A 15,164-nucleotide genomic window follows, 5' to 3' on the forward strand; every position below is an offset into this window, starting at 1 on the left:
GGACGATCCCCAGCTTCCACCACAGCAGAAACCGAATCAGCTCGACCAGTGACTACACCACTCGGCGGGACACCATCGCGGTGCGCGGTGATCTGCGCGTCCACGGCATCCAGCGCGGCACTGATTCGCCGCTGGTGGGCAAGGGGCGGCAGCGGTACGGGCAGAAGTGCCAGTGTGGCGGCGCTGAGGGAAGGAACGGCGGTGCCGCGGGCGTACTCCTTGAGCCAGTGCACTGTCTCCGGCAGAGACAAGTAGGCGAGCAGGTAGCCGGGGAGGACAAGTGGCTCCCCATCCATCTCCAGGGCACGCAGCCGCAGCAGGTTGGTGCTGAACAGCCAGCCGTCCTGCGCCTTCTCGACCAAGGCAGGGGGCATCTGGGCACCGGAACGAACGCACAGGATGTCTCCGGGGCTGAGACGGAACCTTGCCAGTGCGCGGGCGACATCCACGCTTACTTTCTCCATGTCACGATCGTCGATACGACCCTCACGCAGGTGCTTGGGCATCACGACACGGAGATCGCCTGCCGCGGAGCGAACCTCGGCCGGCAGACGTGTGTAGGACGGACCAGCCATGATGTCGACCAGTTCTCCCAGCGGAACCCGACGCCAGTCATGAGGTAGGCCGTCGTACGAGAGCACGGTGGCTGAGGGCAAGGGGCCGTACGAGAGCGCATCGACCGCGCCGTCCACGGCTTTCGTTCGACGCCTCGCCGCGGCGAGCACCCGCTCCGTGGCTGCTGCCTCGGTAGCCGCATCAGCCGGTGACGCCGTGGACATCCATCTGCCCACATAGTCGGCGGGACTGAGCGAGTAACCGGCACCCCGCACCGCCTCCAGCGGAGCAGCAACCGCAAGATGGCCCGCGCTCTGCCGACCGAGGCGGAATCCGGTCCCTCGTCGCCATGCCTGAACGGTTTTCGTGACAGCCCCGACGTGTTCGTCGGAGAGGACTCGGGGTCCGCGGGCCGCCTTGTCACCCAGGTCCCGGGCGTCCACGAACAGGATCTCCTCGCGCACCGCCGCGGAACTCCGCAAGAACCACAAGCAGACGGACACCTGAGCCCCGGAAAAGAGCTGAGGCGGCAACGCGACAATGCATTCGACGGCGCCATCCTCCACCAGCCTGCTCCGGATCTCCCGCTCCCGGACGTCTGTGGAGGTGCCCGCGCTGACCGGCATCACCACACCTGCACGGCCCTCGTCCTTGAGTGACACCAGGACGTGCTGGAGCCAGGCGAAGGCTGGACTACCGGGGGGAGGCGCTCCGTACGGCCAGTCGATGCCCTCACGCTGCTTCGGCGCGGCCCCGTGAGCGTTGAAAGGCGGATTGGTCAGAATCAGGTCGGCCCGGTGGCCCTTCGGCCAGGCACGTTCGTTCCATGGGGCCACGGTGCCGGCTTCCAGTTCGACCGGGATACCGTGCAGCGCGAGGTTCATTCCGGCGAGCCGAAGTGTGCCGCGCTGCGGGCTCTCACCACGCAGAGTCAAAGGCACGACACCGCCAAGGCGTTCAGCGACTCCGTCAAGCATCTCGCCTGCGCGCGCATACGGGTCGTAGACGCGTCGCGCGGAGTCCTCGTCCCCTATGGCGGCGTCCCGCATCAGCCGCACCACGGCACGTGGGGTGAAGAACTCTCCGCTGGGAAGCGCAGCTCGGGAGCCGAATTGATCCACCAGTTGTCGGAACTCGTCGATCCCCAAGCCGTCGGTCAGGCGGATCACCTCGACAACATCCCCGTACTCCCGAGGTTCCAGCCTGACGATGGCTGTCCGCATGCCCGGCGGCACACCGCGCAGGCGCAGTGCCTCGTCGGCTGCCTCCCCGATCTCCTGCAACAACGCCGCCGTGGCAGCCCTGGATCGAGACCGCACCATACGCGGGAGCGACACCGAGCGCGGGCTTCCGCTCACCTGAAGAAAGACCAGGGAGAGGAGCAAGGCAAGGTAGTCCGTCATCGATGCGCCGCCGCGCACGGCGTCTGCCATCGGTCCCAGCAGTTGCGCAAGTTGCCGCGCACGCTCTTCTTCGTCGCTCAACGGACCGCTGCCTGCTGCTTCACCACTCAGCGCGGCGGCTCCCTGGCGGGCGTCGTCCGATGCGACGAGGTTCCGCCGCATACGGTCGGCATAGGTGAACCCGGTCGGCTCGTCGGACGCACGCGCACGTGACGGGATCTGACGGGAGTCGAGCCAGCGGAGGACCGCCCGTAGACTGAATAGTTCCGTCTCCCCCGTCCTGACCGGCTCCGGATAATCCTTGTACCGACGTTGCCAGTTGGTGACCGCCGGCCGCATCACCCCGGCCAGCTCCGCGAGTTCGGCCCTCGACAGCAGGCGATCGTCGCTGAGACCCGTACCGTCCATGAAACCCCCCTACACCGTCCTGGTTGCTCTCGATGAGGGAACGGTAGAGAGGCGACAGCTGGAGCGTCAATCAGCGCACCGACGGTGCGCACATCGACGAACAGGCTGGACACAGGGGTCGCGCTTCAGATTTCCAGGGACCGTCAAAGCTCTGAGCAGCTATTTTGCTCTACCGCCTCCCTCTTTGGTTACCCAATCACCAGGAGGTGAAGAACCTTGCTTGTTAATGGGGTACCTGAGAAAGGCATGCGCCAGTCTGCGGATCAAGGAGCCCCACCGCAGGCTCTTCCTGGATAATCGACGTATGGCAACACAGCCCGGTCTCTCTGATCTTCGCCGTGCCAAGTTCGCTCGGCGTGCGCCTGCCGCGCTCTCCGAGCTCGTCGGCCCTCAGCACGGCACAGTGACGTTGCCGCTGCATCTGGCGTGGTCGGGGCTGACTACGTTCGATCTCGATCAGCCGCGGCTGCGGATGAGCTACTACCGGATCGTCCTGGCCGAGGGACTGCAAGACGATCTGGTCCGGTTCCTCAATCGCGACCTTCTGGTCAGCCTATGGCCCACACTGCGCACGCTGGTCAGCCGTGATGTCCGGGAGGTGTGGGAGAACTCCTTCGACGAGCTGGCTCACGAAGCCCAGGCCGCCGCGTGAACCTCACGGATCTGCACCGTCGCCTACTTGCGGATGTCCTCGAGGTGGGTGGTGTCTACCCTCTGGCGCTTACCGGCGGCTATGCGGTCCAAGCACATGGGTTGGTGAACCGGCTCAGTCAGGATCTCGATGTCGCAACCGAGAATCCGGAGCGCATGGAGGATATTGCCACTGCCGTGCGCACCGGCCTGGAAGAGCGTGGATGGCGCGTGAGAGCTCTGGAGACAGATCCGCTGTCGGCGCGGCTCATCGTCACCGATCCCGCCAGCCGTGAGGAGTGCGAGGTCGACGTCCTCAAGGAGACACTTTGGCGGCCCCCTGTGCACACCGAGCACGGGCTGGTGCTGTCCCTCGAAGATGTCGTCGGCACCAAGGTTCGCGCACTGGCCGACCGCGGACTGGCCAGGGATCTGGTCGACGTACAGGCCGCGGCCGACCGCTGGAGCCACATCGAGTTGGAAGAGCTTGGACGGCGCCACGCCCGCGACTCCTTCGACCTCCGCGAGCTTCAAGCACGGTTGGTCGGGGCCGACTGGATCGACGACACGGAGTTTTCCGCCTACGGGCTCGACGAGCCAGCGATCGCCGAGCTGCGTCGGTGGGCACAATCTTGGGCCGACGATATCGGTGAACGAATCCAGGAGCTGGAGCCTCCGCACGAAGACTGAAGACCACAAAGGCGCCGACGGCTATGAAGACGCGCTTCATCGCCGACTGCTCGCGGCCCGGTCGCGCCCCAGCGATGCTGGTGATCGCCTGTGTGGTGGGTGACTTTCCACTTCAACAGCAGCGAGAGTGTTGCCCCAGCCCTGGTCTGACACCTGGTGCGCTGAGACCACCTGATGTCGGGCCCGTCTGACGACCCGGGCAGCTCCGGGCCGGCCGCGCCGTCGACACCTGCTCAGGGACTCGTACGCACGAGTGCATGGAGTCCGTGGCCAGCAGGGGCGGGAGCGTCGAAACTCGGTTGAGCGGATCCTGCAGGGTCTCTCGATCTCAAGTCGCGGTATTGCGCCGCGCCCACCGCCTTGGGCACCAGGCTGCCCGTCATGGAGATCGAAGCCTGCAGCTCGAACCGGCATTTCGTGATCTTCCAAACTTAGGCCGAAGGCGACATCCATGTGCAACCGCGACGACTCCGCTCGGTCGACCTGCGCATCGACTAGCCCCCGCACCGAGAAAGCGACATAGGCACGGCACTCTTCTACCTCACCGCGTCGTGCCCATACCGTGCCCTTCAGAGCGGACAACCACGGTCAACAGCGGTGCCACCAAGCGCTTCCGCGTTCAGTGGAACAATGAATCTGTGCAGGTCAGCAGCCATGTACCGGCCCAAGCGCCGTCGCTTCCCAAGCTGAGAGTGCGAGTTCGATTCTCGTCACCCGCTCCAGAAAGCACCCCCAGGTCAGCCGCCTGGGGGTGCTTTGTTGTCTAAGGCAACCCCTAACTCACCAGTTTGCGGGTCCGTCGCGAGAATCGTGAAAGTCACACACCTTCCCCCTTACAAGAATCGAGCAGAGACCTCGTCGCGGTAGGCCCTGGTGATGATTGGTGCGGCTTCAAAGACACTCACCACGCCCAGCTTCATTGTCAAGGCTGTGTCCTGCGTTCCGAGGTTCCCCCGGCGTGTGGGAGGTGCTGATCAGCTGGTCAGGGCGGGTTGACGGGGCAGGGCTGTTTCAAAGTCCGAGTGACGCCGCGAAGTCGCAGGTCACGGCGGTGTGCCGACTGCCGTTCGACCCGTCTCTCACACATCGAAGCTTCGGAAGGTCCACACCGAGCACGGCCCGGAGAACATGGCCACCTTGCGCAGCTTCGCAATCAACTGCCTCCGTGCCGCCGGCCACCACAACATCGCGGCTGGACTCCGCGAGATGTCCTACGAGCCGTTCACCCGTCCCCTGGCCCTCCTCGGACTCCGCTGACCAGCACAGACGCGCGAACAGCCGTACTTTGAAATCGCCCTGTGGCTGCACCAGATCCCCGGCTGCGAGGCCGTACGCGTCCAGCAGTGAATCAAGGCGTCCCCATTGATCGCCCTAGCCAGTTTCGGCCGACTCACCCATGGATGCGGCATTCGCCCGGCGGAATGGTACTGCGGTACCACCCCGCCGGATCAATTGTCTCCCGTAGTCCCACGGACACGACAGCGGTTTTCTCTAGCCTGAGCTGACTGGATCACAGCGCAGCAAAGAGAAACCGTTTACCTTGCGGCGGAGTCGATTTTACTTTTTCGCAAGGAAACGAGTTATAGACATCCGGCCGCTTTCGATCCCGTGCTCTAGAGCACAAACGAACTCTGTTCCGACGAACACGGAAATTGAGGATCACATGGCGCTGTTCAGAAGTTCCTCCACGACGTTAAGTGCGGCGGCGTTCTCCGCACTGTTCCTGGTGTACGGATCACCCACTGCAGTGGCCTCGCCGACGGGCGTGGGCAACGCGGCCATTCACGAGGTCGACGTCACCGACATGCCGGCCACCAAAGAGGGCCAGCCCACGGTCGCCGTCAACCCGAAGAACCCGAAGAACCTGGTCTTCGTCTCGACGATCTTCCCGCCGTCGCCGGGCCTGGAGCCGATCGACGGCGGGTGCTTCCTCGCCTACTCGAACGACAGGGGCGACACCTGGACCCAGGTCGCCTGGCCGCTCGGCACCGCGGCGCCCAAGTGCGGTGAGCCGAGCGTGCAGTTCGACGCCAAGGGCACCGTGTACGTGGACAACAACCAGGTCAGCTCGGGCCTGGACGCGAACCTGGTGAACCACAACCAGGTCGCGAAGTCCACGGACGGCGGCAGGACCTGGACCGACCCGGTGTCCACACCGCTGCTCCTGGGCGGCGCCCCGAAGATGCGCGTGGACGCCGCGACCGGCAAGGTCTACGCGGTCGCCGGGGCGGCGTGGGAGTACCCGAGCGCGGTCTCCGTCAGCGCCGACGGCGGCAAGACCTTCAGCAGCGACTCACGGGTGATCCCCGGCCCGAAGCCCTGCATCGAGGTGGCGCCGGGCATCCCCCTCGTGTGCGGCTACCCGGGACGTGAGATCGCCGTGTACGGCGGGATCCTCGTGTCCGCCTCCCAGGAGGCGGGCGCGCCGGTGAACTTCCACGTCAGCCGTGACAACGGCAAGACGTGGACGAACACCACCCTCAAGGACGGCCAGGGAAACCCGGTCGCGGCGGGCACCGGATCCCTGGTGCCGGTTCCGGCACTGGGCGCGGCTGCCGACCCCGTTCCGTGGGTGGCGGCCGACACCTCCCACCGCGGCCGGTTCGCCGTCATGGTCCCCCGGGACTCCAACACGCTGGACGTCTACGTCACCCCGGACGCCGGCAAGACCTGGACCGGACCGGCGACGATCTCCGCGACGGGCGCCTTGCGGCCGGCCATCGACTTCGGCGCCAACGGTGACCTGGGGGTCATGTGGCGGACCACCACGGGCGACGCGTTCTCGGCCGTCTCCTTCGACCACGGACGCTCCTTCAGCGCCCCGGTGCAGGTCAACCACGTGACCGAGCCGGTCGGTGAGACAGGCCCGCCCGGTGACCGCTGGTCGGGCATCACGCTGACCGACAAGTACGCCTATGTCACCTGGGCCGACGGGCGGAACAACTCCTCCCTCGACTCGATCATCAGCCGGGTGCCGCTGAAGCTGTACAAGAAGGAGACCGCCTCGACGTCGACCAACTGAGACACGAAGCCTGACGCACGGCAGTGTGCCGCTGAGTCACCTCGACGGCGCACTGTCATGTCTACGACATAGCAGGGTGCGGTTGCTCACTGCCGGGGAGTGACCAGTCCCGCGTCGTAGGCGATGATCACCGCCTGGATACGGTCCCGAGCGCCGAGCTTGGCCAGCACCCGGCCCACATGCTTCTTCACCGTGGACTCGGTCAGCACGAAGCGTTCGGCGATCTCGGTGTTCGTCCAGCCCGTACCGATGGCCACGAGCACCTCGTGCTCGCGTTCGGTGAGCGTCGCCAGCCGCGGGTCCGTACGAGGCCCGGCGTCGGGTGCCAGGACGTCGTGGGCATGGGCGTCCAGCAGGCGGCGGGTGAGCCGCGACGACACGACGGCGTCGCCGGTCGCGACAGCCTGGATCCCGGCGAGGAGTTCCGCCGGCTTGACGTCCTTGAGCAGGAAACCGCTGGCCCCGGCGCGCAGACCGGCGTAGGCGTACTCGTCGAGGTCGAAGGTGGTCAGGACGAGCACGCGGGTACGGCCGCCGGCCGCCACGATCCGCCGGGTGGCCTCGATGCCGTCGAGACCGGGCATCCGTACGTCCATCAGGACCACGTCGGGGCTCAGCTCGGCCGCCATGCGCACGGCCTGTGCGCCGTTGTCGGCCTCGCCGACGACGCTCACGCCGGGGGAGCCGTCGAGCAGCATCCGGAAGCCCATGCGGGGCAGCGGCTGGTCGTCGGCGATCAGGATGGTGGTCATGGCGTGGGTTCTCCGGAGGTGGCCGGGGCGGACGGATCGAGCAGGACGTCGACGATCCATCCCTGGCCGTCGTCGCGCGGCCCGATGGTCGCGGTGCCTTCGTAGAGCGCGGCCCGCTGGCGGATGCCGACCAGGCCGTGCCCACTGTCCCGGCGGGGAGCCGTGGACGGTCTGCGCGAGAGCGAACCGGTGTCGGCGATCCGGACGCGCAGCAGCCCGTCCTCGACCGCGACCGTGACGTCGGCCGTGGCGCCGGGGCCGACGTGTTTGAGGGTGTTGGTCAGGGCTTCCTGCACCACGCGGAAGACCGTGAGCTGCACTCCGCGGCCCAGCGCGTCGACCGGGCCGACGGTGCGGTAGGCCACCGGCAGACCGGCCGCGCGGACCCGGTCGAGCAGGGTTTCCAGGTCCTGGACACCCGGCTGCGGGGACCGAGGAGTGTTCTCGGGCTCCTCCTGCTCTGCGGAGTCGCGCAACACCCCCAGCACGCGCCGGAGTTCGTCCATCGCCTGCCGGCCGGTGTCTCCGATGAGATGGAGCGCCTGCTCGGTGCGGCCGGGTTCGCGGGTGGTGAGCACGGCGGCGCCGTCGGCGAGGTTGACCATGACCGACAGGTTGTGGCCGACGATGTCGTGCATCTCCCGGGCGATCCGCGAGCGCTCCGCCGCCGCCGTCAGCCGGACGCGCTGGTCGCGCTCGACCTCCAGCCGCGCCGCCCGGTCCCGGAGCGCCGACAGGTACAGCCTGCTGATCCGGACGGTCAGACCCAGGGCCACGGACCCGACGCCGGTACCGACGGACAGGACGAGGAAGGCCACCGGACTGTCCGTCGGGATCACGGTGACCACGATCAGCACCCACCCGGCCACGGTGACCGGCAGCGCCCAGCAGATCGCCTGGGGCGAGGCGTGCAAGGCCAGGTCGAACAGGGCGATCAGGAGCACGGCGGCGGCCGCGGGCCCCAGACCCAGTGACCACATGACCGGACACACCACGAGGCACGCCCCGAAGACCGCGGCGGGACGACGGCGCCGCCACCACAGCGGCACGATCAGCACAGCGGCGATACTCAGCACCACACCGACAGGCAGCCCGCCACCGACCGGGCGCGACACTGGATGCCCAGGGCTGTGCACCAGCAGGTCCGGCGGCGCGGCGGCGATGACGAGGATCACCATGGCGGTGTCGAGGAGCCACGGACGCCGCCGGTCGGCCGCCCGCAGTCGGCCCAGCACCCGCATCAGCAGTCGCATTACGGGGTGCGCCCAGACAGCCTCGGCCCCCGGGCCGACAGGTGTCCGCCCGGGGGGCAGCTCGGGCGAGGGCGACGCCTGCCCTGCCGGAACCGACCCGGGCGGGCGGGATGCCGCCCCCGCCCGGCCCGAATGACCCGGCCTTGTGTGATCCATCGGCTCCATCCTCGCGGACGCGACCTCAGACGTCACTGCGACGCAACCGGTAAGCGGCACCGGCCAGCAGCAGTAGGGCCCACACCAGCAGCGCCGTGAAACCCGCCCCGGGACTGACCAGCGAGTCGCTGGACTCGTGCAGGGTCATCACCGACTGGCCCGCGTTGCTGGGCAGATACCGGCTGACGGTGTCCCCCAGCGAACTGGGCAGCAGCCCGGTCAGACCGGGCAGCACGAGGACCACGCCGGCCAGGATCGCGATCCCCCCGGCGTTGTTGCGCACCAGCAGGCCGACCGTCACGCCGTACACACCGACCAGGCCCAGGTACACGCCCGCTCCCAGCAGGCACCGGAAGACCTCGGCGTCCCCGAGCGACAAAGCGATCTTCTCGCCGTGCAGGGCGGCGCTCCCGAGCAGGAACGAGACCAGGGCGCCGACGGTGGACGTGACGAAGGCGATCGGGCCGTAGACCGCGCACTTCGCCCACAGCACGGGCAGCCGGCCCGGCACCGCGGCGAACGTCGAGCGGACCATCCCCGTGCTGTACTCACCCGCCGACAGCAGGACACCCAGCGCGCCGACGGCCAGGGCCGCGAGGTTGGTGCCGGCCAGTGCCAGGGTCAGCGCCGCACCGGATGCCGCGTCCTTCCCTCCCAGCGGGCCGTCCGGACTGTAGAGGGCGGCGGCGATCGCCCCGATGGCCACCAGGAACAGCACGGCCACCCCCAACGTGATCCAACTGGAGCGCAGCGACCAGAACTTGGACCACTCGGACCTGACCACCCCTCGGCCGGTCACGCGATATGCCGGACGCACCGGTGTGGTGGTGATAGTGCTCGTGCTCATCAGGCGGCCCTCCCCACGTCGCTGCTCTGGTACTCGACCGCGTCCTGGGTCAGATTCATGAACGCCTCCTCCAACGACACCGACTCGGCGGCCAGTTCGTAGAGCGGCACCCTGTGCTCGGCGGCCACCTCCCCGATCCGCCGCGTGTCCAGGCCGGAGACCACCAGGCGCTCGGCACCCGTCGAGGTCACCGTGACACCGGGGGCGGCCAGCAGCGAGCGCAGCCGCGCGGGTTCACCGGTGGCCACCCGCACCCCCTTGTCCGCCGAGCGCTCCATCAGCGCGTCGACGGTCGTCTCGGCCAGCAGCCGGCCCCGGCCGACGACCACCAGACGGTCGGCGGTCTGCGCCATCTCGCTCATCAGATGCGAGGACAGCATCACCGTGCGCCCCTCGGCGGCCAGCCCGCGCAGCAACTCCCGTACCCATCGCACACCTTCGGGATCGAGCCCGTTCACCGGCTCGTCCAGCATGACGACCGCCGGATCACCCAGCAGTGCGGCGGCGATGCCCAGCCGCTGCCCCATCCCCAGCGAGAACGCCCCAACCCGCTTGTGCGCCACCGCGTGCAGACCGGCGAGGTCGATGACCTCGTCCACCCGCCGCTTCGGCACACCATGGGTGTACGCCAACGCCATCAGGTGGTTGAACGCGGAGCGCCCCGGGTGCACGGACTTCGCCTCCAGCAGTACCCCCAACTCCTGCAAGGGGGCGCGGTGTTGGGCGTAGGGCTTGCCGTTGACCAGGGCCGTGCCGCTGGTCGGCGCGTCCAGACCCACGATCATCCGCATGGTGGTGGACTTGCCCGCCCCGTTCGGCCCCAGGAACCCGGTCACCTGCCCCGGCGGCGCGGTGAAACTCAGGCCGTCCACCGCTGTCTTGTCCCCGTAGCGCTTGGTCAGTTCATGAACTTCGATCACGGTGGTGCTCCCCGCTTCCGTCCGGCCCGGCATCCGACCGGGTCACTGCTTCGAGGCTAGGAGCGGCCACGGCGCGACCCGTGGACCCGGAGGCCACAATCACCGTTGGTGACTGGTACCGCGGTACACCGCCAAGGTCGTCCGGGCTTCAGCCGTGTAGCGCGCGGTATGCCGCGACCGCCCCTGGGTGCAGAGGGATGGCACCCGTCCCGATGAGGCTGCGGACGTCGAGGAACTGGGTGCCGACGGCGTTGCGGGGAACGAGGTCTGTCGCGCGCTGGACCAGCAGACGGGTGAGCGCCTCGGCCACGCCGCGGGGCAGCTCGGGGCGGCACACCAGCAGGTTGGACACCCCGATGGTGGCGACCCCGCCCGCCGCCCGGTACGCGCCCTGCGGCAAGGACACTTCTTCCAGGCCCGAGCCCGCCTGGCCGCCCAGTCCGCCGAGCCGGGGAAGCAGACCGGCCAGCGGCAGGAACCGCAGACCGAAGCGGTCGTCCAGCTCGGACAGGACCGGCAGCGGTACGCCGCCCGCCACGAGCAGAGCGTCGACCGAGCCGGTCCGCAGGGCGTCGGCCGCGTCGGCCAGCGGGAGGTGGCGTACGGCGACCTCGGTGCCTGGCGATAGACCCGCGGCGTGCAGGATCTGTTCGCCGAGTACGGCCGCGCCCGACCCGGCCGCGCCGAGCGACACGGTGTGTCCGGCCAGGTCGTCAACCGTGCGCACGATCGAGTCGGCGCGGACCACGAACTGGAGGTAGGTCTCGTACAGCCTGCCGATCGCGCGCAGGGGCACGGGGTGCGGGAAGAGGGCGGTGCCCTGGGCCGCCCGTGCGGTGTCGGTGAGGACGAGCGCGAGGTCGGCGCGGCGGTCGCGGAGCAGTTCGATGTTGGTGAAGCTGCCCGGGGTGGTGCGGACGCGGCAGCTCAGGCGTGGGTACGCCGCCGTGAGTTCGGCGGCGAGGAGGCGGCCGAAAGCCTCGTAGAACGCCGTGGGTTCTCCGGTCGCGAAGCGCAGGACACCGCTCGGTCCGGGCCGCTGGCCGGAGGCGTCGCCGGTGAGCGCGCCCCCGAGGACGGCGGCGGTCGTCGCGCCGAGTGCGGCGTGGAGAAGGGTGCGGCGGTCGAGAGGGCGGGTCATCGTGTGCCGCCGCGCGGATCACGGCAGGCCGAGGTCGCCCCGCGCGGCGAGCGATGGGCGTGGCTGTGGCCGTTCATCCCGCACCGCCATTGCCGCGGTCGGCCACGCCGGCCACGGCACACGGTAGAACCGCTGTGACCCGCAGTCCTCGTGGTCGCGCGGGCTCCAGCTCCAGTCGGCCTCCCCTGCCCGCCAGCAGCTGTTCGACGATGGCCAGCCCCAGGCCCGTACCGGCTGTCCCGTCCTGTCGTTGTCGGCCGGAGCGCCAGAATCTCGTAGTGGCCTGGGCGATTTCCTCCGAGGTCAGGCCGGGTCCGTCGTCCGTCACCGTGACGGCCACGAGCCGGCCTTCGGCGGTGCAGCGCAGGGAGATCTCGGCGTCCGGACCCGCGTACTTGATGGCGTTGTCCAGGAGGATGTCCGTGATCTGGGCGAGTTCGTGGTCCGTGCAGGCGGCCGTGACCGGGGTCGCGTCGGTGTGGAGTGTGAGGCGGGTGCCGGCTCGGTGGGCGACCGGCTCCCACAGCCGGTACTGGGCAGTCGCGACCGCCGTGGCGTCGCAGTGGGCGCCGGAGTCGTCGGTAACGGCGAGTTCCCCGGCGCGGTGTTCCGCGGTGGCGAGGGTCAGCATGTCGTCGAGCAGGGTTTCCAGGCGGTCGAGTTCGGTGGTCACGCCCGTGTAAGTGCGGTCGGCGGACGCGGGCAGATGGCGGTGCAGAGCGTCGACGCGCAACCGGAGTGCGGCCATGGGGTTGCGCATCTGGTGGGAGGTGTCGGCGACGAGTCGGCGCTGCTGTTCCAGGGCCGCCGTGACCGTACGCGCCATGCGGTTGAAGCCGGTCGCGAGCTGGCGCAGTTCCGGTGGGCCGCCGGCCCGGGTCTGTTCGGGCGGGAGTCCCGCGGCGAGTTGTCCGACCGCGCGGTCCAGGCGGCGCAGCGGGCTGACCACCCACCGCGTCGCGGCCCGCGCGAGAACCGTGCAGGCGACGGCGACGAGAGCCGTCCCCGCGATGACGGCGGCCCAGCGCCGGGTGATGTCCTCCGCCGCCGTGTCGACCGAGGCCCGGAGCACGACGGCGCCGGACACCCGGGTCCCGGTGCCCGCCGGCTCGGCGAACATCCGGGACCCCTTCGACCAGGGGCGCAGCGCGCCCGTGGGGTGCGCGGTCTGGTTGCGCAAGGCCGCGTCGAGGAGCCGGCCGACGGCGGGGTCGGCGGCCCGCATACCGCCGGTCTGGACGAGCGGTCTGCGGCGGGTGTCGGTGACGACGAGCGGTTCGCCGTACAGCTGTGTGTAGCGGCGGGCCTCGGCGGTGACGGCCGAGGTGTCGCCGGTCTGCGCGGCCTGGTCCATGAGGGACGCGAAACGGTCGAGGTCCGCGCTGCGGGCGAGGACGAGTTGCTGCGTGCGGTCGGACGCGGTGAACAACAGCAGCGGTACGGCGAACGCGGCCACCGCGATCACGACGAACAGCAGCAGCGCGGCCTGGACCCGGGTGCGCACGCGTCGGCTCCTCAGTTCCCGAGGTCCCCGAAGCGGTAGCCGAAGCCCCGGATCGTGGTGAGCAGCTCGGGGCGCGCGAGCTTGGCACGCAGCTGCGTGAGATGGACGTCGAGCGACCGGGACACGGCGTGGTACGCATCGCCCCACACCTCGTCCAGGAGCTGTTCACGGCTGACCGCGGTGCCAGCCCGTCCGGCCAGCACGGCGAGGATGTCGAACTCCTTGGTGGTCAGCTCGACGGCGGCCCCGCCGACCCGGACCCGGCGCGCGTCGAGATCCACCTCGACGTCACCGGCACGGACCGTCCGTACCGTCGAGCCGCCTTTCGCCGCGGTCCGCCGGGTGACGGCGTCGATCCGCGCGAGCAGTTCCGCGAGACGTACCGGCTTGACGAGGTAGTCGTCGGCCCCGAGCCGTAGTCCGCGCACGACCGAGCGCTCGTCACCGCGGGCGGTGAGCACCACGACCGACATGTCACTGACCGCGCGCAGGGCGCGCAGCACGTCCAGGCCATCGGTGTCGGGCAGGCCCAGGTCGAGAAGCAGCAGGTCGGAGCTGCGGTGGTAGGTCAGGACGTCCCGGCCGTAGCGGACGCGTCTGGTGACGTGGCCGTGGTCGTAGAGGACCTCCACGAGCGCCGCGGCGACCCCGTCGTCGTCCTCGGCCAGCAGTATCTGCACTCCGCCCACCTCCTTTCGGCCACTTCGACGGCCCCCTCCAGCCGAATGTAAACCACACCGACCGGGTGCTCGCCGGAGTGTTAAGGGGAGGTTAGTTCTGTGTTCGGCCCTCTCGTCCGCCGATGCGGGGCGGGGCCAGGCTGCACGGCACCCAGCAGCCTGAGAAGGACGCCGTCATGATCATCGACTGTCACGGTCACTACACGACCGCCCCGCCGGCCCTGGAGGCATGGCGCCGGCGGCAGATCGCCTCCCTCACCGATCCGTCGGCCGCCCCCGCCCGCGCGGACCTGCGCATCGGCGACGACGAGCTGCGCGAGACCATCGAGCCGAACCAGCTGCGGCTGATGGACGAGCGCGGCATCGACATGACGGTCTTCTCGCCGCGTGCATCGTTCATGGCGCACCACGTCGGGGGCTTCGAGACGTCCGCCGCCTGGGCGGCGATCTGCAACGAACTCTGCTTCCGCGTCAGCCAGTTGTATCCGGAGCGCTTCGCGCCGGCCGCGATGCTCCCGCAGTCGCCGGGCGTCGATCCGGCCACCTGCGTGCCCGAACTTACGCGCTGCGTCGAGGAGTTGGGCGCCGTCGCGGTCAACCTCAACCCCGACCCTTCGGGCGGCCACTGGACCGCCCCGCCGCTCACCGACCGCTCGTGGTACCCGCTCTACGAGAAGATGGTGGAGTACGACATCCCGGCGATGATCCACGTCAGTACGAGCGTCAACCCGGCCTTCCACACCACGGGCGCGCACTACCTCAACGCCGATACCACCGCTTTCATGCAACTGGTCCAGGGCGACCTGTTCGCGGACTTCCCCACGCTGCGGTTCGTCATCCCGCATGGCGGGGGTGCGGTGCCGTACCACTGGGGCCGCTTCCGGGGCCTCGCGATGGCGCTCGGAAAGCCTCCGCTGGAGCAACACGTCCTGGGCAACGTCTACTTCGACACCTGCGTGTACCACCAGCCCGGCTCCGACCTCCTCTACGAGGTCATCCCTGCCCGCAACATCCTCTTCGCCTCGGAGATGATCGGGGCCGTTCGCGACATCGACCCGTGCACCGGCCACCACTTCGACGACACCCGCCGCTACGCCGAGGCGGCCAAGCTGCCCGCGGACGACCTGGCGGCGGTCCAGGAACACAACGCCCGCACCGTGTACCCGCGCCTGGACGCGCTGCTCAAGTGCCAGGGCCGGTGAC

12 protein-coding genes are annotated in these 15,164 nt (G+C 69.1%); 4 read left to right on the forward strand and 8 right to left on the reverse strand.

Annotated elements, in window-relative coordinates:
* On the reverse strand, window positions 1–2,366 hold a 2,366-nt coding region (locus tag AC31A1_RS12470; RefSeq protein WP_489653346.1), incomplete at its 3' end, for an N-6 DNA methylase.
* Window positions 2,367–2,670: 304 nt separating this feature from the next.
* On the opposite strand from AC31A1_RS12470, the gene AC31A1_RS12475 reads away from it, so the two are divergent.
* The 3 genes from AC31A1_RS12475 to AC31A1_RS12485 all read left to right on the forward strand — a co-directional run bounded on the left by AC31A1_RS12475 (window position 2,671) and on the right by AC31A1_RS12485 (window position 6,708).
* Entirely contained in the window at window positions 2,671–3,018 is a 348-nt protein-coding gene (locus AC31A1_RS12475; protein ID WP_329229576.1) for a transcriptional regulator, read from the forward strand.
* Complete coding sequence (locus AC31A1_RS12480) at window positions 3,015–3,686, forward strand: nucleotidyl transferase AbiEii/AbiGii toxin family protein (protein ID WP_489653347.1); 672 nt, start codon at window positions 3,015–3,017, stop codon at window positions 3,684–3,686. Before AC31A1_RS12475 ends, AC31A1_RS12480 begins: the two co-directional genes overlap by 4 nt.
* A 1,663-nt stretch (window positions 3,687–5,349) precedes the next feature.
* Window positions 5,350–6,708, forward strand: a complete 1,359-nt coding sequence (locus AC31A1_RS12485; protein WP_489653348.1) for a sialidase family protein — start codon at window positions 5,350–5,352, stop codon at window positions 6,706–6,708.
* An 86-nt stretch (window positions 6,709–6,794) separates the two neighbouring features.
* Here AC31A1_RS12485 and AC31A1_RS12490 read toward each other — a convergent pair whose 3' ends face one another.
* The 7 genes from AC31A1_RS12490 to AC31A1_RS12520 all read right to left on the reverse strand — a co-directional run bounded on the left by AC31A1_RS12490 (window position 6,795) and on the right by AC31A1_RS12520 (window position 13,961).
* Window positions 6,795–7,460 (reverse strand): response regulator, encoded by a 666-nt coding sequence (locus AC31A1_RS12490; protein ID WP_489653349.1) that lies wholly within the window; start codon window positions 7,458–7,460, stop codon window positions 6,795–6,797.
* Window positions 7,457–8,713: a sensor histidine kinase gene (locus AC31A1_RS12495; RefSeq protein ID WP_489653350.1), complete on the reverse strand. Its 1,257-nt coding sequence runs from the start codon at window positions 8,711–8,713 to the stop codon at window positions 7,457–7,459. The genes AC31A1_RS12490 and AC31A1_RS12495 overlap by 4 nt, the downstream gene beginning before the upstream one ends.
* A 181-nt stretch (window positions 8,714–8,894) precedes the next feature.
* Window positions 8,895–9,716, reverse strand: a complete 822-nt coding sequence (locus AC31A1_RS12500; protein WP_489653351.1) for an ABC transporter permease — start codon at window positions 9,714–9,716, stop codon at window positions 8,895–8,897.
* Complete coding sequence (locus AC31A1_RS12505) at window positions 9,716–10,636, reverse strand: ABC transporter ATP-binding protein (RefSeq protein WP_489653352.1); 921 nt, start codon at window positions 10,634–10,636, stop codon at window positions 9,716–9,718. The genes AC31A1_RS12500 and AC31A1_RS12505 overlap by 1 nt, the downstream gene beginning before the upstream one ends.
* Before the next feature lie 148 nt (window positions 10,637–10,784).
* Window positions 10,785–11,777, reverse strand: a complete 993-nt coding sequence (locus AC31A1_RS12510; protein WP_489653353.1) for a TAXI family TRAP transporter solute-binding subunit — start codon at window positions 11,775–11,777, stop codon at window positions 10,785–10,787.
* 73 nt (window positions 11,778–11,850) lie between these two features.
* Entirely contained in the window at window positions 11,851–13,281 is a 1,431-nt protein-coding gene (locus AC31A1_RS12515; RefSeq protein WP_489653354.1) for a sensor histidine kinase, read from the reverse strand.
* Between the two features lie 11 nt (window positions 13,282–13,292).
* The gene (locus AC31A1_RS12520; RefSeq protein ID WP_489653355.1) at window positions 13,293–13,961 is read right to left on the reverse strand and encodes a response regulator transcription factor; all 669 of its coding nucleotides are present in this window, start codon (window positions 13,959–13,961) and stop codon (window positions 13,293–13,295) included.
* Window positions 13,962–14,137: 176 nt separating this feature from the next.
* Here AC31A1_RS12520 and AC31A1_RS12525 point away from each other — a divergent pair, with 176 nt between their 5' ends.
* Window positions 14,138–15,163, forward strand: coding sequence for an amidohydrolase family protein (locus AC31A1_RS12525; protein WP_489653356.1), 1,026 nt, complete (start codon window positions 14,138–14,140; stop codon window positions 15,161–15,163).
* Window position 15,164 lies beyond the last annotated feature (1 nt).

This window comes from Streptomyces sp. P5F9, from assembly GCF_057961495.1.

Bases quoted from the DNA above. Each gene is read 5' to 3' on its own strand.
- AC31A1_RS12485 (WP_489653348.1), top strand. From the start codon at position 5,350: ATGGCGCTGTTCAGAAGTTCCTCCACGACGTTAAGTGCGGCGGCGTTC.
- AC31A1_RS12510 (WP_489653353.1), bottom strand. From the start codon at position 11,777: ATGACCCGCCCTCTCGACCGCCGCACCCTTCTCCACGCCGCACTCGGC.
- AC31A1_RS12525 (WP_489653356.1), top strand. From the start codon at position 14,138: ATGATCATCGACTGTCACGGTCACTACACGACCGCCCCGCCGGCCCTG.
- AC31A1_RS12475 (WP_329229576.1), top strand. From the start codon at position 2,671: ATGGCAACACAGCCCGGTCTCTCTGATCTTCGCCGTGCCAAGTTCGCT.
- AC31A1_RS12495 (WP_489653350.1), bottom strand. From the start codon at position 8,713: ATGCGACTGCTGATGCGGGTGCTGGGCCGACTGCGGGCGGCCGACCGG.
- AC31A1_RS12500 (WP_489653351.1), bottom strand. From the start codon at position 9,716: ATGAGCACGAGCACTATCACCACCACACCGGTGCGTCCGGCATATCGC.
- AC31A1_RS12490 (WP_489653349.1), bottom strand. From the start codon at position 7,460: ATGACCACCATCCTGATCGCCGACGACCAGCCGCTGCCCCGCATGGGC.